The organism is Bacillus sp. KICET-3, from assembly GCF_033261025.1.
Lineage (GTDB): Bacteria > Bacillota > Bacilli > Bacillales > Bacillaceae > Bacillus > Bacillus sonorensis.
Genome location: NZ_CP137345.1, coordinates 1,821,819 through 1,847,945, shown reverse-complemented (window position 1 = coordinate 1,847,945; position 26,127 = coordinate 1,821,819). Strand labels below are relative to the sequence as shown.

Annotated in this window: 29 protein-coding genes; all 29 read right to left on the bottom strand. The window is 46.7% G+C overall.

What is annotated here, in order from left to right:
* Positions 1 to 4 precede the first annotated feature (4 nt).
* The 29 genes from R5H20_RS09350 to hslU all read right to left on the bottom strand — a co-directional run bounded on the left by R5H20_RS09350 (position 5) and on the right by hslU (position 26,119).
* Positions 5 to 2,041 (bottom strand): chemotaxis protein CheA, encoded by a 2,037-nt coding sequence (locus R5H20_RS09350; protein WP_006638153.1) that lies wholly within the window; start codon positions 2,039 to 2,041, stop codon positions 5 to 7.
* Between the two features lie 5 nt (positions 2,042 to 2,046).
* Entirely contained in the window at positions 2,047 to 3,123 is a 1,077-nt protein-coding gene (locus R5H20_RS09345) for a protein-glutamate methylesterase/protein-glutamine glutaminase (protein WP_006638154.1), read from the bottom strand.
* Positions 3,120 to 4,004 (bottom strand): MinD/ParA family protein, encoded by an 885-nt coding sequence (locus tag R5H20_RS09340; RefSeq protein WP_006638155.1) that lies wholly within the window; start codon positions 4,002 to 4,004, stop codon positions 3,120 to 3,122. The genes R5H20_RS09345 and R5H20_RS09340 overlap by 4 nt, the downstream gene beginning before the upstream one ends.
* Before the next feature lie 2 nt (positions 4,005 to 4,006).
* Positions 4,007 to 5,122: a flagellar biosynthesis GTPase FlhF gene (gene flhF / locus R5H20_RS09335; protein ID WP_006638156.1), complete on the bottom strand. Its 1,116-nt coding sequence runs from the start codon at positions 5,120 to 5,122 to the stop codon at positions 4,007 to 4,009.
* Positions 5,119 to 7,155 (bottom strand): flagellar biosynthesis protein FlhA, encoded by a 2,037-nt coding sequence (gene flhA / locus R5H20_RS09330; RefSeq protein WP_006638157.1) that lies wholly within the window; start codon positions 7,153 to 7,155, stop codon positions 5,119 to 5,121. The genes flhF and flhA overlap by 4 nt, the downstream gene beginning before the upstream one ends.
* A gap of 30 nt (positions 7,156 to 7,185) precedes the next feature.
* Positions 7,186 to 8,265, bottom strand: coding sequence for a flagellar biosynthesis protein FlhB (gene flhB / locus R5H20_RS09325; RefSeq protein WP_006638158.1), 1,080 nt, complete (start codon positions 8,263 to 8,265; stop codon positions 7,186 to 7,188).
* Entirely contained in the window at positions 8,265 to 9,041 is a 777-nt protein-coding gene (gene fliR / locus R5H20_RS09320) for a flagellar biosynthetic protein FliR (protein ID WP_006638159.1), read from the bottom strand. The genes flhB and fliR overlap by 1 nt, the downstream gene beginning before the upstream one ends.
* Before the next feature lie 7 nt (positions 9,042 to 9,048).
* Positions 9,049 to 9,318 carry a flagellar biosynthesis protein FliQ gene (fliQ, locus tag R5H20_RS09315; protein WP_006638160.1) on the bottom strand — a complete coding sequence of 90 codons (270 nt, stop codon included), beginning with the start codon at positions 9,316 to 9,318 and terminating at the stop codon, positions 9,049 to 9,051.
* A gap of 15 nt (positions 9,319 to 9,333) precedes the next feature.
* Positions 9,334 to 9,999 carry a flagellar type III secretion system pore protein FliP gene (gene fliP / locus R5H20_RS09310; RefSeq protein ID WP_006638161.1) on the bottom strand — a complete coding sequence of 222 codons (666 nt, stop codon included), beginning with the start codon at positions 9,997 to 9,999 and terminating at the stop codon, positions 9,334 to 9,336.
* Complete coding sequence (fliZ, locus tag R5H20_RS09305) at positions 9,992 to 10,663, bottom strand: flagella biosynthesis regulatory protein FliZ (RefSeq protein ID WP_006638162.1); 672 nt, start codon at positions 10,661 to 10,663, stop codon at positions 9,992 to 9,994. Before fliZ ends, fliP begins: the two co-directional genes overlap by 8 nt.
* A gap of 15 nt (positions 10,664 to 10,678) precedes the next feature.
* Positions 10,679 to 11,041 (bottom strand): chemotaxis protein CheY, encoded by a 363-nt coding sequence (locus R5H20_RS09300; protein WP_006638163.1) that lies wholly within the window; start codon positions 11,039 to 11,041, stop codon positions 10,679 to 10,681.
* Between the two features lie 27 nt (positions 11,042 to 11,068).
* On the bottom strand, positions 11,069 to 12,190 hold the full coding sequence (fliY, locus tag R5H20_RS09295; protein WP_006638164.1) for a flagellar motor switch phosphatase FliY: 1,122 nt from the start codon (positions 12,188 to 12,190) through the stop codon (positions 11,069 to 11,071).
* Positions 12,180 to 13,178: a flagellar motor switch protein FliM gene (fliM, locus tag R5H20_RS09290; RefSeq protein ID WP_006638165.1), complete on the bottom strand. Its 999-nt coding sequence runs from the start codon at positions 13,176 to 13,178 to the stop codon at positions 12,180 to 12,182. Before fliM ends, fliY begins: the two co-directional genes overlap by 11 nt.
* Before the next feature lie 38 nt (positions 13,179 to 13,216).
* A complete protein-coding gene (gene fliL, locus R5H20_RS09285; RefSeq protein ID WP_006638166.1) occupies positions 13,217 to 13,648 on the bottom strand; it encodes a flagellar basal body-associated protein FliL in 432 nt (143 codons plus the stop codon).
* Positions 13,645 to 13,860, bottom strand: a complete 216-nt coding sequence (locus tag R5H20_RS09280) for a swarming motility protein SwrD (RefSeq protein WP_006638167.1) — start codon at positions 13,858 to 13,860, stop codon at positions 13,645 to 13,647. The genes fliL and R5H20_RS09280 overlap by 4 nt, the downstream gene beginning before the upstream one ends.
* Positions 13,861 to 13,901: 41 nt before the next feature.
* On the bottom strand, positions 13,902 to 14,696 hold the full coding sequence (gene flgG / locus R5H20_RS09275) for a flagellar basal body rod protein FlgG (RefSeq protein ID WP_006638168.1): 795 nt from the start codon (positions 14,694 to 14,696) through the stop codon (positions 13,902 to 13,904).
* Positions 14,697 to 14,724: 28 nt separating this feature from the next.
* Positions 14,725 to 15,177 (bottom strand): flagellar hook assembly protein FlgD, encoded by a 453-nt coding sequence (gene flgD / locus R5H20_RS09270; protein WP_006638169.1) that lies wholly within the window; start codon positions 15,175 to 15,177, stop codon positions 14,725 to 14,727.
* Entirely contained in the window at positions 15,177 to 16,568 is a 1,392-nt protein-coding gene (locus tag R5H20_RS09265) for a flagellar hook-length control protein FliK (protein ID WP_006638170.1), read from the bottom strand. Before R5H20_RS09265 ends, flgD begins: the two co-directional genes overlap by 1 nt.
* A 16-nt stretch (positions 16,569 to 16,584) precedes the next feature.
* A complete protein-coding gene (locus R5H20_RS09260; protein ID WP_006638171.1) occupies positions 16,585 to 17,181 on the bottom strand; it encodes a MotE family protein in 597 nt (198 codons plus the stop codon).
* 11 nt (positions 17,182 to 17,192) lie between these two features.
* Entirely contained in the window at positions 17,193 to 17,636 is a 444-nt protein-coding gene (fliJ, locus tag R5H20_RS09255) for a flagellar export protein FliJ (RefSeq protein WP_006638172.1), read from the bottom strand.
* 1 nt (position 17,637) lies between these two features.
* The gene (fliI, locus tag R5H20_RS09250) at positions 17,638 to 18,951 is read right to left on the bottom strand and encodes a flagellar protein export ATPase FliI (RefSeq protein WP_006638173.1); all 1,314 of its coding nucleotides are present in this window, start codon (positions 18,949 to 18,951) and stop codon (positions 17,638 to 17,640) included.
* Positions 18,951 to 19,718, bottom strand: coding sequence for a flagellar assembly protein FliH (gene fliH, locus R5H20_RS09245; RefSeq protein WP_034325767.1), 768 nt, complete (start codon positions 19,716 to 19,718; stop codon positions 18,951 to 18,953). The genes fliI and fliH overlap by 1 nt, the downstream gene beginning before the upstream one ends.
* Positions 19,702 to 20,718, bottom strand: coding sequence for a flagellar motor switch protein FliG (gene fliG / locus R5H20_RS09240; protein ID WP_029418507.1), 1,017 nt, complete (start codon positions 20,716 to 20,718; stop codon positions 19,702 to 19,704). Before fliG ends, fliH begins: the two co-directional genes overlap by 17 nt.
* A gap of 13 nt (positions 20,719 to 20,731) precedes the next feature.
* A complete protein-coding gene (gene fliF / locus R5H20_RS09235) occupies positions 20,732 to 22,333 on the bottom strand; it encodes a flagellar basal-body MS-ring/collar protein FliF (protein WP_006638176.1) in 1,602 nt (533 codons plus the stop codon).
* A 50-nt stretch (positions 22,334 to 22,383) separates the two neighbouring features.
* On the bottom strand, positions 22,384 to 22,701 hold the full coding sequence (gene fliE / locus R5H20_RS09230) for a flagellar hook-basal body complex protein FliE (protein WP_006638177.1): 318 nt from the start codon (positions 22,699 to 22,701) through the stop codon (positions 22,384 to 22,386).
* A gap of 12 nt (positions 22,702 to 22,713) precedes the next feature.
* Positions 22,714 to 23,166: a flagellar basal body rod protein FlgC gene (gene flgC / locus R5H20_RS09225; protein WP_006638178.1), complete on the bottom strand. Its 453-nt coding sequence runs from the start codon at positions 23,164 to 23,166 to the stop codon at positions 22,714 to 22,716.
* Positions 23,166 to 23,555 (bottom strand): flagellar basal body rod protein FlgB, encoded by a 390-nt coding sequence (flgB, locus tag R5H20_RS09220; protein WP_006638179.1) that lies wholly within the window; start codon positions 23,553 to 23,555, stop codon positions 23,166 to 23,168. The genes flgC and flgB overlap by 1 nt, the downstream gene beginning before the upstream one ends.
* A gap of 340 nt (positions 23,556 to 23,895) precedes the next feature.
* On the bottom strand, positions 23,896 to 24,675 hold the full coding sequence (gene codY / locus R5H20_RS09215; protein ID WP_006638180.1) for a GTP-sensing pleiotropic transcriptional regulator CodY: 780 nt from the start codon (positions 24,673 to 24,675) through the stop codon (positions 23,896 to 23,898).
* A 40-nt stretch (positions 24,676 to 24,715) separates the two neighbouring features.
* Positions 24,716 to 26,119, bottom strand: coding sequence for an ATP-dependent protease ATPase subunit HslU (gene hslU / locus R5H20_RS09210; protein WP_006638181.1), 1,404 nt, complete (start codon positions 26,117 to 26,119; stop codon positions 24,716 to 24,718).
* Positions 26,120 to 26,127: the final 8 nt, after the last annotated feature.

Sequence of the window (26,127 nt, the reverse complement as noted above, 5' to 3'; positions counted from 1 at the left end):
TTATCTATTTAATAAGGGCATTGCAATCGATGATCAATGCGACTTGTCCGTCTCCTAAAATCGTTGCTCCTGATATCGCAAAGACGTTTGTTAAATAATCGCCGAGCGATTTTAACACGACTTCCTGCTGCCCGATAAAAGAGTCGACGACAAATGCAGTCAGCTTGTCTCCTTTTTTGACGACGATGGCGTGGAGCTGGTCAAGATCATCTGCCGAATCCTCAACATTAAACTGCTCTTTCAGGTAAACCACCGGTACGATATGGCCCCTGAAATCAATCACTTCGCGGTCATGCGTGAACAGAATGTCTTTCTTATCAATGACAGCCGTTTCTATAATAGAAGAAATCGGGATCGCGAACGTTTCTTTTTCAAGCTTGACAAGAAGCACGGAGATGATCGAAAGCGTCAGCGGAAGCTGGATTGAGAAAAGCGATCCCTTTCCTTCGGTTGAGGTAATGCTGACAGATCCCCCCAATGATTCAAGCTTGCTTTTGACGACATCCAGGCCGACGCCGCGTCCGGAAATGTCCGAAATCTGATCCGCGGTTGAGAATCCCGGCGCAAAAATCAGCGCATCGATTTCATGGTCTTCAATCGTCTCTGCATCGCGTTCAGTAATGACGTTCCGCTCGAGCGCTTTTTCGAGCACTTTTTTGCGGTTGATGCCCGCTCCGTCATCCTCAACCTCGATAAAGACATGGTTTCCGCTGTGGTAAGCTTTCAGTGTGACTTGCCCTGTTTCAGGCTTTCCGTTTTTGACCCTGACTTCAGGCGCTTCAATGCCGTGGTCAAGGCTGTTTCTCAACAGATGGACGAGCGGATCGCCGATTTCATCAATCACCGTCCGGTCAAGCTCTGTTTCCGCCCCGAAAATGGTGAGCTCAATCTTTTTGTTCAGTTCCTTCGTCAGCTGACGGACCATGCGTGGGAAACGGTTGAACACAGTCTCCACAGGGACCATTCTCATATTGAGGATAATCGATTGCAGATCTCCGGAAATTCTCGTCATTCGTTCGACGGTTTCCGTTAACTCGCCGTGGTCAAGCTCTTTGGCAATCTGCTCAAGCCGTCCTCTGTCGATGACAAGCTCTTCAAAGAGGTTCATCAAAGAATCGAGACGGTCGATGTTGACGCGGATCGTTTTCGTTCCTCCGCCCGCCGCCGGTTTTGCCGGCTCTTTTTTGCCGTTCGACTGCTTCGGTTGTTTTGCCGGTTTTTCCGGTTTCTTCTCCGTTTCTTTCGGTGCGGCTTCTTTTTCTTCGGCAGGCTTTTCATTTTCAGATGGCGCAATGTCGATTTTCAGCTCTGTCACTTCGACTTTTTCAATTTCTGATACACCGTTGACTTTGTTGAAAATTTCCTGTTTATCATGCTTGCTTAAAAAGCAAATGACAAATTCGGAGTCAAAGTCTTCTGATTCAAGCACTTCCGTTTCCGGAATCGTTTTGACGACCTCGCCGATTTCGTTCAGCTGTTCAAATACCATGTAGACGCGGACGCCTTTAAGCAAGCAGTCATCTTTAAGAGAAACCGAGATTTCGTAGCAATTAAAGCCTTGCTCCTCCGCTTCTGCGATAACCGTTCTTTGAAATTCGTCATAGGACCATTTCGATTTGGAAGATGCTGCTTCAGGCGCTTCGGCTGCTGCCGCGGTTTCTTTGTTCGCCCCTGTCACGTCGAGCTTGGCGCAGACTTCAGAGACATCCCTTTTTCCGTCGCCTCCTTCAATGATCGACAGGACGATGGCTTCAAGATCGTCAAGCGCTTCAAACATGACATCCATCCATTCCGAAGTAATCGTCATTTCCTCATTCCGGATGGCGTCCAGCACGTTTTCAAGGCTGTGCGTCAAATGCGCCATATCTTCAAAGCCCATCGTGGCGCTCATACCTTTTAGCGTGTGGGCCGCTCTGAAGATATCGTGGACAAGCTGCAGATCTGATGGATTTTTTTCGAGTTCGAGCAATTTTTCATTACAGGTTTGCAAATGTTCTTTACTTTCTTCAATAAAGACGTCTAAATATTGGTTCATATCCATATGAGTCACGCCCTCTCTTTCTTCATATACGTCATAATAGCTGCAGCAATTTCATCAACATGCTTGATTTCATTCGCCAGTCCGTTGTTTATGACGGCTTTGGGCATTCCAAAGACGACGCAGGATTCCGCGGATTCAGCAATCACTGTCCCGCCCGAATGTTGTAAGAGGCTTTTGACGCCTTCGGTTCCGTCGCTTCCCATCCCCGTCATGATCACGGCGATTTTGTCAAAACTCTTTAGCGGCGCCAGCGAGTTGAACAGATAGTCCACAGATGGTTTATGGCGGCTTACTGTATCACGGTCATCAAGTGAAATCACCAGCTCGCCCTGCTCAAGGTGCACTGCCATGTTTTTTCCGCCCGGCGCAATATAGACGCAGCCGTCTTGTGCTCTCTCGCCGTTTTCAGCCTCCTTCACGGTTACTTCTGAGAGGTGGTTCAGCCTGTTTGCAAGGGAAGCCGTAAACCCCGCCGGCATATGCTGAACAACAAAAACAGGCGCCTTCAATGTCTTGGGTAGCTTCGGCAGCACTCTTTGGAGGGCTTTCGGCCCTCCCGTTGACGTACCGATGCAGACAAGCTGTTTGGCGCTTCCGGAACGGGCGGGACGGATCACGCTTTCTGCGACAACCTCTTGATGGGCTTCAGGCTTTGGCTTTAGCGCCGGGGCAGGCCGGGCCTTCAGCTTCGTCCGGCCGGCTGTCAACACCTTTTCAATCAGTTCTTCCCGCACTTTGTACAAATCGACCGAAATCGATCCTGACGGTTTTGCGACAAAATCAATCGCTCCAATCTCCAGGCACTCTATGGTAATCTCAGCCCCCCGCTGGGTCAGGCTGGAAACCATGATGACAGGAAGGGATTCTTTGGCCATGATTCTTTTCAATGTTTCTTTTCCGTCCATCACAGGCATTTCGATATCCAATGTGACCACATCCGGGCGGAGCTCCTCAATTTTTCGGAGCGCTTCCTCCCCATTTCTTGCCGTTCCTGCTACAGCAATCTGATGATTGGATGTTAAAAACTTGGTGATCATGTTTCTCATAAAAGCAGAGTCATCAACGACAAGAACACGAATCATGTTGCATTACCCCTTCTCAAAAATGAAGATAGTTTATCGATAAACGACCGGCTGCCTTCTTTTTTCGCTGTGCCGGCCTCAAGCAGCGAATCCGCCAAAAGGTAAACCGCCCTGCTCAGTTTGGAGCGCGGGTGTTTGATCAAAAACGGCTGCTGCTCAACGACTGCTTTTGAAACGAGAGAATCCTCAGGGATCGTCCCGGCGTATTCCAATTGCTGCTGCAAAAAGGCGGTTACCGTGTTTGAAAGCCGCGTATAGGCGGAAATTCCGTCTTTCTGGCTGATGCAGCGGTTGACGATGACCTTCAGCTTAAGCTCCCGCCCATTTAATGCCAAATGTTTGATTGCGCTGTATGCATCCATAATCGAAGTCGGCTCAGGGGTTGTGACAATCAGAATGTCATCCGCCGACAGGGCGAATGGCAGCTGATCTTTTGACAAGCCTGCTCCCATATCAAACAAGACATAGTCAAAATGTGAAAGAACAGCCGACAGTTCCTTCAGAAAAAACGCCCATTTCTCCCGATTTAATTCGAACATCGTATCGAGCCCGGTCCCTCCGGAAATATAGCTGATGCCTTTTGGGCCTGTTGACAAAGCGCGGTGAAAAGGCATTTGCTGATTCAGCACATCCATGATGGTATAGCGCCCCTGCCGGCCAAGCAGAATGTCAATATTGCCCATTCCGACATCGAGATCGATCAAAAGAACTTTTTTTCCTTTGTCGATGAATGCAAGAGCGGTATTCAGAGAAACATTTGATTTCCCGACGCCCCCTTTTCCGCTCATCACCGCCAGTGTTTTCGCTTTTTTATGATAAACGGCCGGCGTCTCGGCAAAGTGCTCTTCCATTCGCTTTCGCAAGCTTTCCGCCTGATCCATGTTCAACACCCCGTAAGCAGTTTCGCAAAAGATGCATTTGACATGTAGCGGATATCTTCCGGAACGTTTTGGCCGTTTGTCATGTAGCCGAGACCGATCTTCGAGTCAGCCAGGAGATTCATGACGCTCCCGAGTGAATCGGTTTCATCCACTTTCGTAAAAATCAGCTGATCGATCGGAACGCTCGAAAACTGCCTGACAAGCTCCTTCATATCCGAATATTTGCTGGTTGCGGACAAAACGAGAAACGCCTGAAGCCCCCGGTCAAACGGAATGATGTCCTTCAGCTCCTTGACGTACTGCCCGTCTTTGAAATTGCGGCCCGCCGTATCGATGAATACATGGTCAAAATCGGCGAATTTTTGCTGGGCTGCTTTAAATTCCTCTTGCGTATAACACACTTCCAGCGGAGCGTTTAACAATTCAGCATACGTTTTCAACTGTTCGACGGCCGCAATCCGGTACGTGTCTGTTGTAATAAAGGCGATCTTCCTGTTCTCCTCCAGCACTGAGGAAGCCGCAAGCTTGGCGAGGGTCGTCGTTTTGCCGACTCCTGTCGGTCCAAAGAGAACGACATATTTCGAACGGATCGCCATCTGCTCCCCCGGGTTTTCCGGAAGAAGCTCTGCCAAAGCATCGGTCACACGGAGAAGCGCCTTTTCTTCCGTCCATTCTTCCCCTTCTTGGAAGGATGAGCTGATCAGACGGCTAAACGCTTTCGTACGGACGGCTGCCGATACCCCTTGTTTCGTCAGAAGCCGATCCGCCTGCTTCAAAGGCTCCGGAAGAACATCGACAGGCTGTTCATGCTGCCGTGTTTCCAGCAATTCTTTCAGCTCTTTCACCTGATTGGCCAATTCTAGCTGCACCGGTTTTTCAGGCGGAGTGCCCGGATTTGGAAAAGCTGCCTGAAGCTGCTGCCGCCTCGGTTTTTGCCTGTCGGAATAGTCTTGATCAACAACAGCTATCACTTCAACGCCTTGTTTTTTGACAAGTCCGAGAAACCTTCTTGTTTGAATCTTTTTAGAGTTTAAAATGACGGCGTCTGTTCCAAGCTCATGTCTAATTTGTTTTGTGGCTTCCTGCATCGAACCAGCTACAAATTTTTTGATCTTCATTGAATATCCACCACTCCGATACTTTGAACTTCTACATTGGCCTCCAGTTCGTTATAAGAAAGAACCGGGAGATCAGGGAAATACCGTTCCAAAAGCTGTTTGACATACATTCTGACCGGCGGTGAGCAGAGGAGGATCGGCACTTCCTGCTTTAATGAAAGCTGCTCGATCTCTCTGGCTACAGATTGAATGATATTTTCCGATATTGCCGGTTCGAGAGATAAGTAGTTGCCGTGTTCAGTCTGCTGAATACCTTCAGCCACCGCCTTTTCAACGCGCCCTGAGCAGGTCACGACCTTCAGCATTTCGTTTTCTTTCGCATACTGGGCGGTAATCTGCTTGGCGAGAGACTGCCTTGTATATTCTGTCAGCATATCTGAATCTGTCGTCAATTTTCCGTAGTCGGCCAATGTTTCAAAAATCGTGACCAGGTTCCGGATGGATACTTTTTCTTTCAAAAGTTTTGCGAGCACTTTTTGAACATCACCGACAGACAGCGGATTCGGCGTGACTTCCTCGACAAGTACCGGATACGATTCTTTCAAATGATCGATGAGCTGTTTTGTTTCCTGTCTGCCGAGCAGCTCATGCGCATGCTTTTTGACCTGCTCGGTAATATGGGTCGACACGACGGAAGCCGGATCGACGACCGTATACCCGAGCATTTCGGCCTGATCTTTTTGAGATTCGGGTATCCATTTAGCCGGGAGGCCAAAGGACGGTTCAATCGTATCGATTCCTTCAATTTGATCATCCTCGCCCGTCGGGGACATCGCCAAAAAGTGATCGAGGAGAAGCTCGCCTTTCGCCGCTTCATTTCCTTTGATTTTCAGACGGTACTCATTCGGCTGCAAGGCAATGTTATCCCTGATTCTGACGACCGGGATGACGAGCCCGAGCTCAATTGCAAGCTGCCGTCTGATCATGACGATCCTGTCCAAAAGATCTCCGCCCTGATTTGCATCAGCCAGAGGAATCAGCCCGTAGCCGAATTCGAATTCGATCGGGTCAATATCAAGGAGATGTACGACGCTTTCCGGACTTTTCAATTCATCCACTTCGGCTTCTTCCTCTAAAATGTCTTCCACTTTTTCTTTATCTTCTCCGGCCTTGGAAAGCGTATAGCCGCCAAAAGCAAGAAGCAGCGCCAACGGACCTGTCAGCAGAAGTCCGATCGGCGTGAAAATTCCAAGCGCAAAAATCGTTCCCGCCGTCACATACAAAAGCTTTGGATATGCAAACAGCTGGCCTGTAATATCATGGCCAAGGTTGCCGTCTGACGCGGCTCTTGTCACGACGATACCCGTTGCCGTCGAGATCAGGAGCGCAGGCAGCTGTGATACAATGCCATCCCCCACAGACAGCAATGTGAAGTGGGATGCCGCTTCCTGAATGCTCATCTGCTTTTGCAGCATGCCGATGACAATCCCGCAAAGTACGTTGATGAGGACGATGATGATTCCTGCGATGGCATCACCTTTGACAAATTTGCTGGCACCGTCCATCGCTCCGTAGAAATCTGCTTCGCGCGCCACTTTTTCACGGCGGAACTTCGCTTCCTGCTCTGTCACCATTCCGGCGTTCAGATCGGCGTCAATGCTCATCTGTTTTCCGGGCATGGCATCAAGGGTAAACCTCGCGGCAACTTCAGAAACCCGCTCCGCCCCTTTTGTAATGACGATAAACTGGATGATGATCAGTATGATAAAGACGACAAGACCGACTAGCACATTGCCGCCGACAACGAATGACCCGAACGTCTCGACGACCTTTCCCGCATCACCGTTTGACAGGATCGAACGCGTCGTTGAAACGTTGAGCCCCAAACGGAACAGCGTAAGCAGCAGCAATAATGAAGGAAAAATCGAAAATTGCAGCGGTTCTTGCATGTTCATTGTGGTGAGAAGCACGATTAACGCAAGAGAAATATTCACGATAATTAAGACGCTCAACAACCATGGTGGAAAGGGAATAATAAGCATTGCCACAATGAGGACAACGCCGGATAAAACTGATAAATCTCTTGCTGACATGCTGTTTCTCTCCTTTTAAAACTAAAAAATTCATATTTTTTGCTTTGCTTTATATACGAAAGCCAAGATTTCGGCAATGGCCTTAAAAAATTCTTCCGGAACGGCCTGGTCAATCTCAACCTGATCATAGAGCGCTCTTGCCAGCGGTCTGTTCTCGACCGTCATGACGTCATGCTCTTTTGCAATCTGTCTGATTTTCAGGGCCATCAAATCGACCCCTTTCGCCACGATAAACGGCGCATCCATTTTGTTTTCGTCGTATTTAAGGGCGACGGCATAATGGGTCGGGTTCGTGATGATGACGTCTGCCTTCGGAACCTCTTGCATCATGCGGCGCATCGCCATTTCTTTTTGCTTTTGCTTAATTTTGGACTTGATTAACGGATCGCCCTCGGTTTTTTTGTATTCATCTTTGATGTCCTGCTTCGACATTCGAATGCTTTTTTCATAATCAAATTTCTGATAAAGGTAATCAAGCGCCGCAAGAAAAATCAAGGCGACCGCCGCTGACACCCCCATCAAAAACGCGAGCCAGCCGACATATGACAAAGCCTTTCCGGGAGCCAGAAGGGGAATTCTGAGAATGTCCCCGAAGTTTTGCCACAGAACTGCGAATGTCACGGTCCCGACGACAACGATCTTCAAAATCGATTTCAATAGTTCAACGAACGCCCTGATGCTGTAAATCCGCTTGAATCCTTTAAGCGGGTCCAATTTCTTGAGATCGGGTTTGACCACTTCCGGCGCAAATAAAAATCCCACTTGCAAATAGTTGCTTAACACCCCTGAGATAAGGGCCGCAACCATGACCGGCGCCAAAATCATTCCGGCTTCAAGCGCCAGATCCCCAAACAGTCCGGGAATATTGGCCTCCGTCACCTTCAACATGATCAGCTCTTTATAATATCTTTCGATCAGACCGATCAAGCGGTCCCTCATAAAAGATCCGAAAAACAACAGGGACAAAAAGACGATGAAGAGCGTGACGGCCGTATTGACATCTGCGCTTTTGGCAACCTGTCCTTTTTTTCTCGTCTCCCGCCGCTTTTTCGGCGTCGCTCTCTCCGTTTTTTCACCTGAAAAAAATTGCAAATCCAACGTCAGCTTCATCATGCCACCCCAAGCAAACTTAATAGATCTCTCATGGTCCGAATGGCAAATTCGAATACGTGTTGCATCATGCTGAACATTACCGCCATACAGATGATGAGCATGATAAAGGTGACCGCGATTTTCAGCGGAAGCCCGACGACAAACACATTCAGCTGCGGCACTGTTCTTGCCACAATTCCCAATGCCAAATCGACTAAAAACAGGCTTGCCACAACAGGTGCAGATAATTGAAAAGCCGTAATAAACATCGTGTTGAAGCTTTTCGCTATAAATTGGGCAAACTGTTCATTTCCAAACGCCAGCCCGAAATGATCGACCGGAATATATTGATAACTGTAATAAATCCCATCAAGCAACAGATGGTGCGCATTCAGGCTCAGCATCAGGAGCAAAGCCATCGTGTGCAAAAATTGACCGACAAGCGGGCTTTGCGCCCCTGTCTGGGGATCAATCACGTTTGCCACCGCAAACCCCATCTGAAAATCAATGAACGAGCCGGCGATTTGGACGGCCGCCATCATCATGTAGGCGATAAGCCCGAGGAGAAGGCCGACAAGCGCCTCTTTCATGACCAAAAGCATGTAAAAGCCGTCTACATCAAGATGGGGAGGCTTCTCAATCGTGCTGAAACTGATTAGCGCAAGAAAAAATGCAAAACCTATTTTATGAATGGCAGGAACTGTCCGATAAGAAAAGAGAGGCGCCGTTACATAAAATGCAGTGATCCTGACAAACACAAGTAAAAAAGCTGGAAATAATTCAATCATTGACATGTTGATGCTACCCTGCAAAACGATTTAAATTAGAGAACAGCTCAGTCGCAAAAGACAAAATCGTCGACAGCATCCACGGCCCAAAAATGACGAGCCCCACCAAAACGGCGACAATTTTCGGTATAAATGCCAGAGTCTGTTCCTGTATTTGGGTCGTTGCCTGAAAAACGCTGACGATCAGCCCCACTGCGAGAGCGAGCGCCAAAAGCGGCCCGCTGACGAGGAGCGTCACATATACCGCTCTTTCAGCAATCGATATAACAAATTCCGAATTCATGTTTTAGCACCTACTCTAAAAGCTTTGCAGCAAAGATTTCACAATTAAATACCAGCCGTCTACAAGAACAAAAAGCAATATTTTAAACGGCAGCGAGATCATGACCGGAGGAAGCATCATCATCCCCATCGACATCAGAACACTCGCCACTACCATATCGATAATCAAAAACGGAATAAAAATCATAAATCCCATTTGAAATGCGGTCTTCAATTCCGAGATGATAAACGCGGGCACCATTGTTGAAAGCGGAATATCATCAATGGATTCAGGCGTTTTCATCTTCGTGTAATTCATAAACAGCGCCAGATCCTTCTGTCTCGTATGCTTGCTCATAAACTCTTTGATCGGGGCCTCGGCTTTCGTATAGGCCTCATCTATGCTGATTTTGTTATCCATTAAAGGGGTCAGGGCATCTTTATTAATCTCTGAAAATGTCGGCCCCATAATGAAAAAGGTTAGAAATAATGCGAGTCCGATCAGCACCTGGTTTGGCGGCATCGACTGCGTTGCCAGTGATGTCCGTACAAAAGACAAAACAATGACAACCCTTGTAAAGCACGTCATCATGATCAAAATCCCCGGAGCGATCGAAAACACGGTTAACAGCAGCAGGAGCCTGACGCTGGCGCTGACATTTGCCGCATCGCTTGAATTAAATAAATCAATAAATTCATTCATGTTGATTTTGGCCTTTCTTTCTGCCTTTTGCATGGTTTTGTTTCAATTCCGAAAGCTGCGCTTTCAATGATTCAGAAAAAGAAGGTGCGTCCCCTCTTTTTTGCGCTCCTGAAACCTTGACTTGATCCACCCATTTTTGCCATTCGATTTTGCTGTTCATCGCAGCCTCGTGCTGAGCGAGAATATCTTTTACATCCTCTTCGTCATCGATCTCTTTCAAAAGCTGGATGTTTTCGCCGACTCCGACGACAAGCACCTTGTTCCCCACTTTCACCAGCTGTACGGACCTGTTTTGTCCGAGAGCCGTTCCGCCGATGTTTTCGACATATTGAAAGGGTTTTAACAGCTTGTTTCGCTTATTCATGAATTTGACCAATGCGTAAATCAGAAAAATCACGAACAGCAAAGCGCCGATCATTTTGACAAAATCAAAAATGGATACGGAAGGAGACGGGGTTTCTGTCTCCGTCTCTTCCTTAAGAGAATTGCCGCTTGTTTTCTCAGCCTTGTCTTTTTCTTTCTCCTCTTTCTTATTGTCTTTGCCTTTATCAAACAGCTGATCGACCGTCTGATCGCCGGATTCCTCTGCATGGGCGGGGACGTGCGGCATAGCGAGAAAAAGAAGCAGACAAATGCCGGCTATGAACATAAAAGATTTCTTCACCAAGTTGTACACCCTTTAGTCCAGCGTTTTATTGATCGCTTCCATGACGCGGTCGGCCTGGAACGGTTTGACGATAAAATCCTTTGCCCCTGCCTGGATCGCGTCGATGACCATCGATTGCTGCCCCATCGCTGAACACATAATGATTTTCGCTTGCGGATCGATTTCCTTGATTTCTTTCAGGGCGGTAATCCCGTCTTTTTCCGGCATGGTAATGTCCATCGTCACCAAATCCGGAGAATGCTCTTTATATTTTTCAACAGCCTGGGCTCCGTCTTGAGCTTCAGCGACCACTTCAAAGCCGTTTTTCACCAAAATATCTTTAATCATCATTCTCATAAATGCTGCATCATCAACTACTAAAATCTTATAAGCCATCTTAATCTCTCCTTCATCAATCTGTTGTTATCGTAATTTACTGATTCGCTCTGCCTGACTTAATATGTCTGTTACCCTGACGCCGAAGTTCTCATCGATGACGACGACTTCCCCTTTTGCGACAACCCGCTGGTTGACGAGGATGTCCACAGGTTCTCCCGCCAGTTTGTCAAGCTCGACGATGCTGCCTGTCGACAGTTCCAGCACCTCTTTGACGCTGCGGTTTGTCCTTCCAAGCTCGACCGTCACAGATAAAGGAATGTCCATCAGCATGTCGAGATTATTCAAATGAGGCTGTGCCTCAGGCTGGGAATCAAAAGGCGCAAATTCGGCCGGTGTAACCTGTACAGGCTCAGAAACCTTCGCCGTTCCCTGCCTTTTAGGCGCAGGCTCCTGTTTCGGCCTTGCCGCTTGAGGCGCGGCGGCCGGTGCAGGCTGCTCCGGAGCGGACGGTTGTTCCTCAGCCGGTGCCGCTTCGTCTGCCGGCTTCGTTAATTCATCAATCAAATCTTTCGCAAATGTAATCGGGTAAAGCTGCATAATATGGGAATCGATCAGCTCCCCGACTTTCAATCTAAAGGATACTTTGACGAGCGGGTCCTCTTTCGGGATCTGCTCTGTCCCTTCCCCTTCCTTTACATCAAGAAGATCCACCTCAGGCGGGGAAATATCGATCTTCTTGCTGAAGACTGTCGACATGGAAGTCGCGGCTGAACCCATCATTTGATTCATCGCTTCCTGCACGGCGCTTAAATGAATCTCGCTGAGTGAAGGATCGGCGTTGGTCCCGTCTCCCCCCATCATCAGGTCGGCGATGATCGCGGCGTCTTCCTGTTTGATGACAAGAAGGTTGTTTCCTGAAAAACCTTCTGTATAGCTCACACCGATTGATACATAAGGATGAGGAAATTCATCGCTCAAATGGCTTTTTTCAATTACCGAAACGGTCGGTGTTGTAATTTCTACTTTCTGATTTAACAACGTGGACAAAGCTGTTGCAGAGCTCCCAAAGGAAATATTGCCGATTTCCCCGATCGTATCCTGCTCCATCGGGGACAATCCTGATTCCGGCTGCTCTTCATTATTGTCATCGCCGCTTTTAAGCAGCGCATCGATTTCATCTTGTGATAACCTATTGTTATTCTCCATATTCTTCACCTCTTATGTCGTGATCTAGAATTTGAATCGCAGTTTTTCGATTCATTCGGCCGGCTTGTCCTAGAAATTTCGGTTTATCTCCGACCAAAACAGTAAGAGGTTCTGCTACTGATTTGTCCAAAGTGATACAATCTCCAATTTCTAAATGTAAAAACTCTTCAACTGTTAATTCCGATGATCCGAGTTCTGCGACAATTGGAATTTGCGCCGTCATAATCCGCTTTTCTATCGACTTTGTTTCCTCCGGTTTTGGCTCAATTCTGTCGGATTGCATCCAATAATGGACGGAAAGCTTAGGAATAATCGGTTCAAGAACGACGTGCGGGATGCAAAGGTTAATGACCCCGCTGATATCTCCTATTTGCGTGTTTAACGAAATGACGACGACCGTCTCATTAGGAGAAACCATTTGCACAAACTGCGGATTCACTTCAAAATCGGACATTTCCGGCTCAATTTCCGCGATCGATTCCCAAGCGTCTTTGTAATTCGTCAGACAGCTTTCAAATAGATTGGACATGATTTTCGTCTCAATTTCCGTCAAGCTGTCAATTTTGTTATGGCTCGAGCCGATACCGCCCATGACCCTGTCCATCATCGTATAGGCGATGGTCGGGTTGATCTCCATCATGATTCTCCCTTCAAGGGGATGAACCTCAAACAGATTGAGGATCGTCATGTTTGGAATGGATCTGATGAATTCCTCATATGGAACCTGGTCAACCGAGCTTACCGAGATTTGGATGTATGTTCTCAACTGCGCCGAAAAATAGGTTGTTAAAAGCCTCGCAAAGTTATCGTGAATCCTTGTCAAACTGCGGATCTGATCCTTTGAAAAGCGGAGCGCCCGTTTAAAATCGTATACTTTTACTTTTTTAACGGTCTCTTCCTTTTTCAGCTCATCGGCGTCCATTTCTCCGGTCGATATCGCTGAAAGCAATGCATCGATTTCATTTTGGGAGAGCACTTCTCCTGCCATCTTATTTTTCACCTCCGTGGTCCTGTCGAATATCGTTCCTACTGCAGATTAAAGGAGGTAATATATACTGTTTTTACTTTGCCCTCTTTCATGTAGTCCGAGTTGAGCTTTTCTTTCAGCTGCTCTTTAAAACGGTCTCTCCCTTTTTGTCCTTCCATTTCTTTAGCCGTAGTGTTCGCCAACAGGGAAATGACTGTATCTTTGATTTGGAAATCGCGTTTTTCAAGCTCTTCCTTCGCTTCTTTCGAATCGGTTTCAAGCTTGATCGACAGCCGGACATAGTTGTCCGATTTCAGGTTTGTCGTGATTTCAGCGATTTCCACGGACGATTCCACCACTTCGTCAATGGTCGGTTCCTGTTTGGCATCCTTTCCGCTTGCATTTCCTTTGATGACAAAAAAGGCAGCCAGCCCCAGTGCGGCAATCGCCAGAATAATAATCATCATGATTGCTAGAAGTTTTTTATTCATTCTGATTCCTCAATTCTTTGGTCACAAGAAAGTATTTGGATTTTTTGATAGAATGACACGATGCTTTCTACAACAGTATCTTCATCTTCTTTGACAACAAATTTCTTTCCGTTTGACAGCGTAATTGTCGTGTCGGGAAAACATTCAATTTGTTCGATTAATATTGCATTCAGAATAAAGGGTTGTCCGTTTAATCGCGTAACCTTAATCATCGTTTTGCAGCAGGCGCCCTATGAGGCGCCCGCCTCCCTCCTTATCGCTTCAGATTGACGAGCTCCTGAAGGATCTCATCAGAGGTTGTAATGATTTTCGCGTTGGACTGGAAGCCGCGCTGCGCGATAATCATTTCGGAAAATTCTTCCGAAAGGTCGACGTTTGACATTTCAAGCGCGCTTGTTTGCAGTTTGCCTGATGAACCTTCGCCAGGTGCGACAATCTGTGCGGCCCCTGAGCTCAATGATTCACTGTAGAGGTTGTCGCCCATTTTCATTAAGCCGTCCGGATTGCTGAACGTCGCAAGCGAGATTTGTCCGGCCTTGACGCTGTTGTTATTTTGATCTACATATGTCACCGTTCCGTCTGGTGCAATGGCGAAGCTTTTCGCCTCGTCCGCAGGGATATTGATTTTCTGATTGTCGGCCGTTAAGACAAACAGTCCGTCTGCAGTTATTAAATCGCCTTCATCAGACAGCTTGAAGTTACCGTATCTTGTATAGCTGATCTCATTCCCCGTGCCGACCCGGAAATAACCATCACCAGTGATCGCGATATCCAGCTGGCGGCCGGTTGTCGAAGGTGCGGCATTTGTATGAATGGTGTCGATTGATCCGACTGTTGAACCGAGCCCGACTTGCATGCCGTTTACTGATCCCCTGTTGGCAGTTGAGGCAGACGCCCCTGAAAGCTGCTGGCTGACGATGTCTTTAAAGGTGACCCTGCTTTTCTTAAATCCTGAAGTATTGACGTTTGAGATATTGTTTGCGACGACATCAAGCTTTGTCTGGAAGTTTTTCATGCCGCTGATTCCTGAATAAAGTGAACGTAACATTGAGTATTCCTCCCTGTATGATCTGTTTTTATTTGGCAGATACGCCTACCGCGGTCACATTCCACGGGCTCACTTCGGTGCCGTCGTCAAGGACGAGCTTATATTGGCCGTCTGAGCTTTTTATTGATTTGACGAGCGCGGTTTTTTCTTCTCTGTTTTCATTTTCATAAGTGACTTCTTTCCCAATCCAGTCGACATACATGGACATCGGATCTTGAAGGCCGACGAACGTTGACATCGTTGTATTTAAGTTGGTCAACTGTTCAAGGCTTGAAAAAGTTGCCATTTGCGCGATAAATTCGCGGTCTTCCATCGGATTTAAAGGATCTTGGTACTGCAGCTGTTTTACCAGCAATTTCAAAAAGTCATCCTTGCCCAGGTTGGAGCTGCCGGATGCCGTCTTTTTTTCCGAAGACGCTGTCGAATTTGCATTTGCGGCCGCGGTGATTTGGGTTCTTGCGGCAGCTGTTGTTTCAGACATTAGATCTCCTCCTCGTGATCCTGCACTCTGCTTTCAATCAGTTCATCCAAAAATTCCTGAAAATCTTCGTTTTCCTGTTCTTTTTGCTGATCTTGTTTCGGCGGCTGGTGATGCTTTTGCTGATCATCTGCCGGCTGGCCGAACGGCTGGTCTCCTGTTTGAAGCGGAACGCTGAAGCGGTCGATCTGTACAGACATCGTCGGAAGCGCCTGCTTCAGCTGGGCCAGGTTGTGTTCCAAAAGCTCTTTCGCGGATTGGGTCGAAGCAATGATCTTGCTTGAGAACATCCCATGCTGTTTGATCAGTTTGACGGTGATAAACCCCAGATTTTCAGGATTGAGACGAATGGTAAAGCTGCCTGTCGATTTCCCGAACGGCGTATATTTCATCTGCTTCCATGAGCCGAGTATCTGATCCGTGAATGTCTTTGACTGGGAAGATGTTTGATCACCTGCAGTCGCGGCCTGGAATGTGTTCACAGGCAATGATTCGGATTTCTGATGGCCGGTAAAGCTTTGGTGCAAAAGAACCGGTTTTTGCTCAGCTTTAGGCTGATTGTCTTTAGGAAGGACGAAGTACTGCTTCTCTGAAACCTGTACATCCGTTTTTTTGCCCAGAAGAAAGGCTTTCAGTTCGCTTTCGGCCATCTTCCATTCCTTTGCTCCCGTTTCCGCGGTGTTTTTCATCATCTGGTCGATGACACTTTGAAAGCTTTTCAGCTCTGCCTTTGACATGGACAGCAGTTTTGACTGGTCAGGATCTTTCGTGAATATTTGGCGCCTCAGCTCATCAACAAGCTCAGGCGAGGCTCCTTTGTCCTGCAGCATCTCGAGAAAGGCCGGCCCTTTTTCTAAAATGGATGCGATCTGCGTCGATTTTTCGAGCGGCTGTTGCTCATACACGAGCGTGTAGAGAAGATGCTGAATGCTTGTGAGAACTGTCTCATCAGGCGGATCATCGCCTTTTATCTTATCTCCGTCATTTCCGCTTAGCCGCTCTTCAGCTGGATGTTCCAACAGCTTTCCGTCTGCAGGAGCGGCGCCCTCTTCAGCGGCAGGCTGCAGCAAAGACTCGATTTTCTTCAGCAGCTCTTCAGCCAATGCTACTGTCTCCGGGTCTTTTGTCCCCTGACCAGCAAGATCCTGAAGCGCCTTGAGCCAATTTTCATCGAACTGGACGCCTGACTTTCCCGACAGCCAATTCTCAATGGTTTGCAAAAGCTCATTCGCACTTTCAGCCTGTCGGGACGTTCCTTCACTGTTCCCGTTTGACGTGAGGCTTTCTTTTTGCAGCACATTTTGAAACAACATACCCGCGGTCGTATTCCCATTTTTCCCTATCGTTTGCACCGGCGGCGCACTCTCAATAGAGATCATATCCAACAGCTTCAACTGATTCCCCCCTTTCTTAACGATCCTTAAGTTTTGACAGCTGCTCCGTTAATCCGGCGGCTTTATCAGGCGACATTTTCGCAAGAATTTCGCTGATCTTCTGCTTGTTCAAGGCATTCAGAATTTTGACCGCTTCCTTTTCATTCAGCTGGCTTAAGATTTTGGCGGCCTTGCCGCTGTCCATGCTCTGGTAGATTTTCACGACTTTTTGCGCTTGTTCATCGCTGTCGGTATCAGAGCTTACTTTGTTCTTGCCGTCTTTTTTGGCATCTTTCTCGAGTTTTTCAAACGAGCGGACCTTTTGGTTCAGTCTTTTAATCTCTTCATCGCTTGTTTTTAGATCGCTTGTCAGCGTATCAATTTTCGTTTTTTGTTCTTTGATCGTTTTCTGAAGCTCTTCGGTTTGGCCGTCTTTCGTTTTGTCCGCAGAAGCCGCCTCCTGCTTGTCATCTTGAACGAAGTCCTTCACGAAAGGAATATGGGAAGCGACATCTTTCACTCCGACACCGGAGAGCCACAATCCGACACATGCCAAAATGATTAAGAAAATGAACGGAATGACAATCAAAAACAAAAACGTCTGAAATTTACCGGCTTTTTTTTCTTCGGTCATTGTTTCTACTCCTAATTTCCATGAGTCATAAATTGGGTGATGGATATATCATCCATCTCCTTTATTTCATTTGCTTTGTTTCGTATTAAAAACATTTCAAGCTGTTTTTCTTTCATTTTTTCAAACTTTTTGAGTTCAATGTTTTTTTCAGTCAAATCGTTTTGCTTTTCGTTCATTTCGTTTCTTTTCATGATGACAAGTTTTTGATAATGGTGAATGGTGTTTTCAAGATTTGTGACAAATTGCTGGTAATGCCTCATTTCTTGAACGCTCATTCCCGTCTGCAGCTTGATTTCTTTATTTTTTTCAAGCGTTTCTTTTTGGTTCATGCTTTCATACAGCTTTTCTGCAACCTTTTCAAATTCGGATACCGATTGCTGATATTCCGCGAATGATTGGTCTTTTTCATTTTCCTTAAGCTCCAATAGCTTCTGAAATTTAAATGAATAAGCCATTCTATCCCTCTCTTCCTGTAAGACTCTTTAAGAAGGAAATGCTGTCTTCCATGGATGCCGCTTCATCAACATCCTGTTTGAGAAAACTGATCAGCTTAGGATGAAACTGGATTGCTTCATCAATTTCTCTTGAGGATCCTTTTTTATAAGCGCCAATGCTGATTAAATCCTCTGAGTTTTGATAAGTTGATAGAAGCTCTCTGAAGCGGTTTGCAGCATTGGTATGTTCTTTCTCAGAGATGTTTCCCATGACCCTGCTGATGCTTTTTAAAATATTGATCGCCGGAAACTGGCCTTTATTGGCGAGATTCCTGTCAAGGACGATATGGCCGTCCAGAATCCCCCTTACAGTATCGGCGATCGGTTCGTTCATATCGTCGCCGTCGACAAGCACCGTATAAAATGCCGTGATTGAGCCGTTTTCATTTGCGCCTGTTCGTTCTAAGAGCCTAGGTAAAATAGCGAACACTGAAGGTGTATAACCTTTTGTTGTCGGCGGTTCTCCCGCCGCTAAGCCGATTTCCCTCTGCGCCATGGCGACCCGTGTCACCGAATCCATCATAAACATCACATTTTGGCCTTTGTCGCGGAAGTATTCGGCGATGGCCGTCGCCGTATATGCAGCTTTCAGCCTCATCAAAGCCGGCTGGTCGGATGTCGCGACAACGACGATCGAGCGCTTCAATCCCTCTTCTCCAAGGTCTTTTTCGATAAACTCGCGCACTTCGCGGCCGCGCTCACCGACAAGGGCGATGACATTCAAATCCGCTGCCGTCTGTCTTGCAATCATTCCCATCAGGGTGCTTTTTCCTACACCGCTGCCCGCGAAAATTCCGACCCTCTGTCCTTTTCCGACGGTTAAAAGGCTGTCAATCGACCTGACCCCGACTTCCATTTTTTCTCCGATCGGAGGCCTTTTCATCGGATTCGGCGGCGCTTGCTCTGTAGAAACCGGAGTCAGACCTTTTGGGAGCATACTGCCGTCGAGCGGGTTTCCAAACGCATCGACAACCTGTCCGATCAGGCCGGCGCCCACTTTGACCCTCAATGATTCGCCCGTGGCTTCAACAATGCTGCCCGGCGCAATATTTGATGCTTCAAGATACGGCATAAGAAGGATATTTTGATCTTTGAAGCCGACGACTTCAGCTTTAATGATCTTTCGGCTGTCTCCTTTTGTATAGATCTTGCAGACATCACCGATCGAGCTTTCCGGCCCTTTGGACTCAATCATTAAACCGACGGCCTGTTTTACTTTTCCATAGCGTTTATAAGAATCTGCCGTTTCAATACATTCCAGCAGCTGTTTCAGCATCACTGGCTTTCACCCGCCGTTTCAAGCATGTCGAGCAGTTTTTGCTTGAGCTGCTGCAATTGGGTGTCAATGCCCGCATCGATTCTTCCGAAGGCCGTTTCTATATAGCAGGTGCCCTTCGCCGCTTTTTCATCAGCGTAGATCGCAAGGTGCGCACCGTATTGAAGCAGCTCTTCCAGCTCTTTTTTATGACTTTGAACCTCTATGTAGTATTCAGGGTCGACATATATGGATATCTCGTCAAACTCTTTCATTTCAGACAGCACCTGTTTCACAAGATCCTTGAAGGCTTCCTTGTCATCAGGCTTTTGGTTCCATACTTTTTTGGCCAGGGAAACGGCAAGCGCGATGATTTCTTCGGCAGAGCGTTCGATTTTTTCTTCATAGTCTTGTCTTGCCGTTTTGACGATCGCGTTGGCATGTTCCAACTGAGATGCATAAGCTTGCTCCGCCTCAGCCTTTCCCAGCTCAAACCCTGCCTCGAAACCTTCTTTTTCGGCCTGTTCAATCAAGGCCTCGCGCTCTCTATCCCATGCCTTTCGTTCCTCTTCGATTTGCCTGCGGACATGTTCGAGTTCCACATTCGCCTTTTCATATATTTTGCTTGCTTCCTGATGCGCCTGGTTGATCAGATGTTCGGGATCGGGCGTTTCAAGAAGGTCAGCTCCGCTTTCAGGGAGCTTCACTTCTTTTAATGAAATCGTCCGCCTTTTCTTATCCGGAATAGATGATAATCGCTGTTTAATAATGTTAGACAATGATATCATCTCCTCCGCCTCTGGCGATTACGATTTCACCCGCTTCTTCCAGTCTCCGGATGACGCTTACGATTCTGGACTGAGCTTCTTCGACATCACGCAGTCGTACAGGGCCCATAAACTCCATTTCCTCTTTGAAGGTTTCAGCCATACGCTGTGACATATTGCTGAACACAATGTCTTTGACCTCTTCGCTGGCCACCTTTAAGGACAGGAGCAGATCGTCGTTTTCAACATCGCGGATAACCCTTTGAATCGCACGGTTGTCAAGCGTGACAATATCTTCAAAGACAAACATCCGCTTCTTAATTTCGTCAGCAAGCTCCGGATCCTGGATTTCCAAGGCGTCAAGTATCGTTTTTTCGGTCCCCCTGTCAACCCCGTTTAATACTTCCACAACCGCTTCTATGCCGCCGGTTTGTGTGTAATCCTGAGTGAAGGTGGATGAGAGCTTCTGCTCTAAAATCTGTTCCACTTCGTTAATGATCTCCGGAGACGTCCGGTCCATGACGGCGATCCGTCTTGCGACCTCGGCCTGCACATCCTGATTCAGTTCAGACAAGATCTGTCCGGATTGCACAGGATCGAGGTAGGATAGAATCAAAGCGATCGTCTGCGGATGCTCGTGCTGAATAAAGTTCAGAATTTGTTCAGGATCGGCTTTTCTGGCAAAATCAAACGGTCTGACCTGCAAGGATGATGTGAGCCTGTTGATGATGCTGGACGCTTTTTCCTCACCAAGGGCCTTGTCCAACACCTGTTTGGCATAGTGAATGCCGCCTTGGGAAATGTATTCCTGGGCAATGGCAGTTTCATGAAATTCTTGAATAATTTCATCTTTTTTCTGAGGCGAAACAGATCTGACATTCGATATTTCCAGCGTCAGCCTTTCAATCTCTTCATCTGTTAGATGCTTGTAAACGGAAGCCGACACATCAAGCCCTAAGGATATCATGAGAATGGCCGCTTTTTGTTTGCCTGTAAGCTTGTCTTGTTTCATATTTGCCATTTCAATACTCCTCCTAATCCTCGGTCAGCCAGCTGCGTAATAATTTCGCGAATTCTTCCGGTTTATCTTTCGCCATTTTTTCAAGCTGTTTCCGCCTTACAGATTCTTCTGTTTCTTTTTCATCGTTCACGTCTGCCACTCTCACCGGTTCCTGAGGCATTTCATACCATTCTTCTTCATATTCTTCATCGTCATTTTTGCGTCTTCTTACAAGCCAGAAAATGAAGCCGATCAGCGCAACCAAGAGCACTCCGCCTGCAATATAGGCCCAAAGCGGTATGCCGCCGGTCTCCTTCTCAGTATCAAACGTTGCTTTTCCATCGAATTTTTCGACGGATACGACGATTTTATTTTGAAGATCTTCGTCTGACAGGTTTTGATTCTCGGATTTGTCAATGGATGTCCGGACGATTGTAGAAAGAATGTTTTTAATATCGTCCTGTCTTTCCTGTGTCAAAGAAGTCGGATTTTTCGGATCTGGCGGCTCAACCAATACTTGAATGCCTAAATCTCTGACCTTATAAGGGCTTTCTGCGATTTCTTTATGAATCCGGTTGACTTCGTAATTGAGACGGTCTTCGCTTTTTTCGTAATTGCCGTTCTGATTGCCGTCTTCTGTTTCGGCGTAATTCGTGACATCCTGATCACCTGTGCCGTTGACTCCGCCGGCCTGCGCCCCGTCTCCCGCATAAGTCTCGCTGATTTTTTCCGAGCTCACGACGATTCCAGCCATATTTTCTTTATCGACCGGCTCAACGAGGTCTTCTTTTCTTTTTTCCTGTGTAAAGTCGATGTCTGTTGTAACAGATACCGCGACTTTATCCTGCCCCATCATGGTGCCGAGCAGGCTTTGCACCTGTCTTTGCAGGTCTTTTTCGATTTGCGTCTTGATCTCCCGCTGAGAAGCGTAGGTGTCTCCCGACGAATTCCCCGAGTTCCCGCTGTTTTGATCATAGTAATTTGAATTTTGGTCCATGATGACAATGTTTTTAGGATCAAGATTCGGCACGCTTTTCGATACTAGATGATAGAGGCCGGTAATCTGGCTTTTATCAGGCGTATAGCCAGGCTTGATTTGCAGTACGATTGACGCAGAAGCTTCCGGCTTTTCCTCTCCGATAAAGACGGATTCTTTCGGGAGGTTGATCATCACCTTCGCGTCCTTGATGCCTTCCATGCCTTTGATTAAGTTGGACAGTTCCGTCTGCGTCGCCTCAGCTTTTAAGACGTCAAACTCATTGTCCGTCATGCCGAAACTGGCATTTTGGCTGAAGAATGAATAATCAATGCTTCCGCTTTTCGGCAGGCCTTCGGCAGCCAGATCCACTTTCAGCGAATCCACTTTTTCTTCAGGGACCTTGATGACGGTGCCGTTATCCGCAAGTTCGGTAGGCACGCCCTTCTCATCAAGCACTTTTTTAATCTGGCCTGCTTCTTCGGCAGATAAATCTTTATAAAGAGGAACCATCTTCTCAGACGAGGCGAAAATAGCGATGATGATGGTCAGGATGATGGCCGCTGCAAAGCCGCCGATCATCAATATTTTTTGCAGCTTCGATCTGTTGTTCCAAAAATCAGTTATTTTCGTTTTGATTTGCAATAAAGTACGATTCATCTTACTCCCCCGGTAGTTACACTAATTCTCTTCGCTTTCAGACTCCTTTCCTACATTTGCATTCTCATGATTTCCTGATAAGCCTCAACCGCTTTATTGCGGAACTCAGTCGCTGCGGTTAATGTCACGTTTGCTTTTTGAGCCGCGATCATAACCTCGTCAAGATTGACATTTTGGCCGAGCGCCAACGCGTTTGTCAGCTTATCAGAGTCATTTTGAGATTGATTCAGAGCATTGATAGAATCTTTCAGCACATTTGAAAAGCTGGTTTCGTTTCCGGAACCCGCTTGCTTGTTATTGATTTGATTCGTTACATCTGTCCCCGCCTGTGCGGATTGAACCTGAAACGGAGAAATTCCATTGATCATCAGTTCATCACCCTACTTTCCGATTTCTAATGCTTTCATGAGCATTCCTTTTGTCGCATTCATCGCTGTGACATTCGCTTCATAAGATCTGGTGCTGCTCATCAGGTCGACCATTTCCTTGAGGGGATCGACGTTTGGCATCTGAACGTAGCCGTCTTCATTTGCGTCAGGGTGTGTCGGATCATAAACAAGCTTAAAAGGTGTTTCATCTTCGCTGATTTTCGTTACTTTTACTCCTTCGCCGATTCTGTTTGACGCATTCATTGATGACTGAAGAACAGATGAGAAGGATTCTCCTTTCGGAGACGTCGACACGAGCTTTCTTCTGTAGGGCTGCCATTCCCCGTTTACTCTTTTGGCCCTTGTAGTGTCCATGTTCGCCAGGTTGGAGGAAACAGTATCCATTCTCACCCGCTGAGCAGTCAGCGCAGAAGCCGAGGTATTAATGCTATTGAATATCCCCATCATTTACCTCCCGTAATCGCGGTTTTCAGTGAATTGAATTTCCCGCTTACTCTTTCAACAAGTGCTTGGTATTGAATTTGATTTTGGGCCATTTCGCTCATTTCCCGATCGATATCTACGTTGTTTCCGTTTTGCTGATATGATGTTTGCTTACTAGAGACAATTGAATAATTAGACTCACTGCCTTCGAAGTCAATATGCCTATAGTCAGTTTTTATCGGGTTGATCCGTGAGGATTCCTCATTCAACATGCTTTTAAAGGAAACTTTTTTCGCCTTATAGTTCGGTGTATCTACATTGGCGATATTATTGGTTATGACTTTTTGCTTAACGTTTGCTCTTTGCAAGGCTCCTTCAAGTGTATGTATAGTTCCTGAAAATATATCCACCGCCAAAAACCTCCAATCTTTTTCCATCTGTCTTAAATTCTTGTCGAGAATTGTAAAAACCATAAGCCTATTGTAAGAAATAATAGGCTTAAAGTCTATGATCTGGGAGCAAAAAAAAATCGTAATATATATCTATTTTACGAATAGGTATTTTGACCTAGATTATAAGAACTATGTTTTGGTGAGGAAATGGAGGCGTCTAAATAATATACTTGTATATTATTTTCGAACTGAAATTTGTGGTAATATCGATTTTTCCGCACAAAAAAATTACAACAGTATAACATTTAAGAGAAAACAAAAAAAGGGTGCAGAACATTTCGTTCTGCACCCTTTACATTTAATGAGACTTCAGTTTTTCAAGCTCCATGAGGAATTTGTTGTTGAGCACTTTAATATATGTGCCTTTCATCCCTAATGATCTGGATTCAATAACACCGGCGCTCTCGAGTTTTCGCAAGGCATTCACGATGACGGAGCGCGTAATGCCGACTCGGTCGGCGATTTTACTCGCGACAAGCAGGCCTTCGTTTCCGTCAAGCTCTTCAAAGATATGTTCAATCGCTTCAAGCTCACTGTATGATAATGAGCTGATCGCCATTTGAACAACCGCTTTGCTGCGGGCTTCCTCTTCGATTTCCTCGGCCTTTTCTCTGAGAATCTCCATTCCGACAACAGTTGCGCCGTATTCGGCAAGGATCAAATCATCATCTTCAAATTTCTCCTGAAGGCGTGAAAGAATCAATGTTCCCAGTCTTTCGCCTCCTCCGATAATCGGTACGATCGTCGTCAGTCCCGCTTGGAAAAGATCGCGGTTTTCAACAGGGAACGCCGTATATTCGCTGTTAATATCCAGGTTTGATGACGTTTCCGGAATGTTGAACAGGCTTTTTGTGTAATCTTCAGGAAACTGGCGTTCTTCAAGCATTTTTTTCATCCGGTCATTTTCGATCTGCTGGTTAATTGAGAAGCCGAGGAGCTTACCTCTGCGGCTGACAACGAAAATGTTTGAATCGATGACGTCGCGGAGCGTTTCGGCCATTTCTTTGAAATTAACCGGCTTCCCTGCCGCATTTTGCAGCATTGCATTAATCTTTCTTGTTTTTTGTAATAAAGCCATAATAAATAATCCTCCTAAATTACTCGTATTTAATTGTTTTTTATAAAATAAACTGGCTTAAATCCTTATTCTTGGCGATCGAACCTAGCTTTTCTTCGACATACTGCGGCGTGATCACCACATGTTCCATCGTCACATCCGGAGCCTCGAATGAGAGCTCTTCCAACAGCCGTTCCAAAATCGTATGCAGCCTTCTCGCTCCGATGTTATCTGTGTCCTGGTTCACATGATAAGCCACTTCTGCAATCTTACGAATAGCATCGTCAGAAAATTCAAGAGATATACCTTCAGTCTTTAATAAAGCTTTGTATTGCTTAAGAAGCGCGTTATCAGGTTCAGTTAAAATCTTGACAAAGTCATCAATGCTCAGCTTTTTCAGTTCAACGCGGATCGGGAAACGGCCCTGAAGCTCAGGAATTAAATCAGACGGCTTCGCCATGTGGAATGCGCCCGCCGCAATAAACAGCACATGGTCGGTTTTAACCGCGCCATACTTAGTCATGACAGTCGATCCTTCAACGATCGGGAGAATGTCGCGCTGCACGCCTTCCCTTGATACGTCCGCCGAAGATGAGGCACCGCTTTTTTTGGCGATTTTATCGATTTCATCTATGAAAATGATCCCTGACTGTTCGGCTCTTATTACTGCTTCCTGAGCCGCTTCGTCCATATCGATAAGCTTTGCCGCTTCTTCGTTCGTCAGCACCTTTCTCGCTTCTCTGACGGTGAGTTTGCGGCGTTTTTTCTTTTTCGGCATCAGGCTGCTGAGCGCATCCTGCATGTTCATGCCCATCTGTTCCATACCCGAGCCTTGAAGCATATCAAACATCGATGGCTGCTGCTCCTCAACCTCGACCGTGACATAATGGTCCTCCAGTTCGCCCAGAGCAAGCTGATGGGCAATCCGCTTCCGCTTGTTTTCAATTTCAGACTCTTCCTGCATTTCCGCATCGTCGTTTTGCTGATCCTGATTTCCGCCAAACAGCATTTCAAAAGGATTTTTGGCGCCCGTCTGTTTTTTCCTTCCGGGGACAAGCAGGCGCACGAGCCGTTTATTCGCATTTTCTTCGGCAATGCCTTTTACTTCATTCATTTTTTCTTCTTTGACAAGACGGACGGATGTTTCTACAAGGTCTCTGACCATGGATTCAACATCCCGGCCGACATAGCCGACTTCCGTGAATTTCGTCGCTTCGATTTTAACGAACGGTGCGCCGACAAGCTTTGCGATCCGCCTTGCAATCTCGGTTTTTCCAACACCCGTCGGGCCCATCATTAATATGTTTTTAGGAACGATTTCTTCGCGCAGCTTTTCATCAAGAAGACTTCTTCTGTATCGGTTTCTCAAAGCGACGGCGACCGCTTTTTTCGCATCGAGCTGGCCGATGATGTACTGGTCAAGCCGTTCAACAATCTGTCTCGGCGTCAGCGGCTTTTTTTCCATATGCCTCA

Bases quoted from the DNA above. Each gene is read 5' to 3' on its own strand.
- R5H20_RS09350 (WP_006638153.1), bottom strand. From the start codon at position 2,041: ATGGATATGAACCAATATTTAGACGTCTTTATTGAAGAAAGTAAAGAA.
- R5H20_RS09345 (WP_006638154.1), bottom strand. From the start codon at position 3,123: ATGATTCGTGTTCTTGTCGTTGATGACTCTGCTTTTATGAGAAACATG.
- R5H20_RS09340 (WP_006638155.1), bottom strand. From the start codon at position 4,004: ATGGATCAGGCGGAAAGCTTGCGAAAGCGAATGGAAGAGCACTTTGCC.
- flhF (WP_006638156.1), bottom strand. From the start codon at position 5,122: ATGAAGATCAAAAAATTTGTAGCTGGTTCGATGCAGGAAGCCACAAAA.
- flhA (WP_006638157.1), bottom strand. From the start codon at position 7,155: ATGTCAGCAAGAGATTTATCAGTTTTATCCGGCGTTGTCCTCATTGTG.
- flhB (WP_006638158.1), bottom strand. From the start codon at position 8,265: ATGAAGCTGACGTTGGATTTGCAATTTTTTTCAGGTGAAAAAACGGAG.
- fliR (WP_006638159.1), bottom strand. From the start codon at position 9,041: ATGTCAATGATTGAATTATTTCCAGCTTTTTTACTTGTGTTTGTCAGG.
- fliQ (WP_006638160.1), bottom strand. From the start codon at position 9,318: ATGAATTCGGAATTTGTTATATCGATTGCTGAAAGAGCGGTATATGTG.
- fliP (WP_006638161.1), bottom strand. From the start codon at position 9,999: ATGAATGAATTTATTGATTTATTTAATTCAAGCGATGCGGCAAATGTC.
- R5H20_RS09300 (WP_006638163.1), bottom strand. From the start codon at position 11,041: ATGGCTTATAAGATTTTAGTAGTTGATGATGCAGCATTTATGAGAATG.
- fliY (WP_006638164.1), bottom strand. From the start codon at position 12,190: ATGGAGAATAACAATAGGTTATCACAAGATGAAATCGATGCGCTGCTT.
- fliM (WP_006638165.1), bottom strand. From the start codon at position 13,178: ATGGCAGGAGAAGTGCTCTCCCAAAATGAAATCGATGCATTGCTTTCA.
- fliL (WP_006638166.1), bottom strand. From the start codon at position 13,648: ATGAATAAAAAACTTCTAGCAATCATGATGATTATTATTCTGGCGATT.
- R5H20_RS09280 (WP_006638167.1), bottom strand. From the start codon at position 13,860: ATGATTAAGGTTACGCGATTAAACGGACAACCCTTTATTCTGAATGCA.
- flgG (WP_006638168.1), bottom strand. From the start codon at position 14,696: ATGTTACGTTCACTTTATTCAGGAATCAGCGGCATGAAAAACTTCCAG.
- flgD (WP_006638169.1), bottom strand. From the start codon at position 15,177: ATGTCTGAAACAACAGCTGCCGCAAGAACCCAAATCACCGCGGCCGCA.
- R5H20_RS09260 (WP_006638171.1), bottom strand. From the start codon at position 17,181: ATGACCGAAGAAAAAAAAGCCGGTAAATTTCAGACGTTTTTGTTTTTG.
- fliJ (WP_006638172.1), bottom strand. From the start codon at position 17,636: ATGGCTTATTCATTTAAATTTCAGAAGCTATTGGAGCTTAAGGAAAAT.
- fliI (WP_006638173.1), bottom strand. From the start codon at position 18,951: ATGCTGAAACAGCTGCTGGAATGTATTGAAACGGCAGATTCTTATAAA.
- fliH (WP_034325767.1), bottom strand. From the start codon at position 19,718: ATGATATCATTGTCTAACATTATTAAACAGCGATTATCATCTATTCCG.
- fliG (WP_029418507.1), bottom strand. From the start codon at position 20,718: ATGGCAAATATGAAACAAGACAAGCTTACAGGCAAACAAAAAGCGGCC.
- fliF (WP_006638176.1), bottom strand. From the start codon at position 22,333: ATGAATCGTACTTTATTGCAAATCAAAACGAAAATAACTGATTTTTGG.
- fliE (WP_006638177.1), bottom strand. From the start codon at position 22,701: ATGATCAATGGAATTTCTCCGTTTCAGGTTCAATCCGCACAGGCGGGG.
- flgC (WP_006638178.1), bottom strand. From the start codon at position 23,166: ATGGGGATATTCAATAGCATTAATACCTCGGCTTCTGCGCTGACTGCT.
- codY (WP_006638180.1), bottom strand. From the start codon at position 24,675: ATGGCTTTATTACAAAAAACAAGAAAGATTAATGCAATGCTGCAAAAT.
- hslU (WP_006638181.1), bottom strand. From the start codon at position 26,119: ATGGAAAAAAAGCCGCTGACGCCGAGACAGATTGTTGAACGGCTTGAC.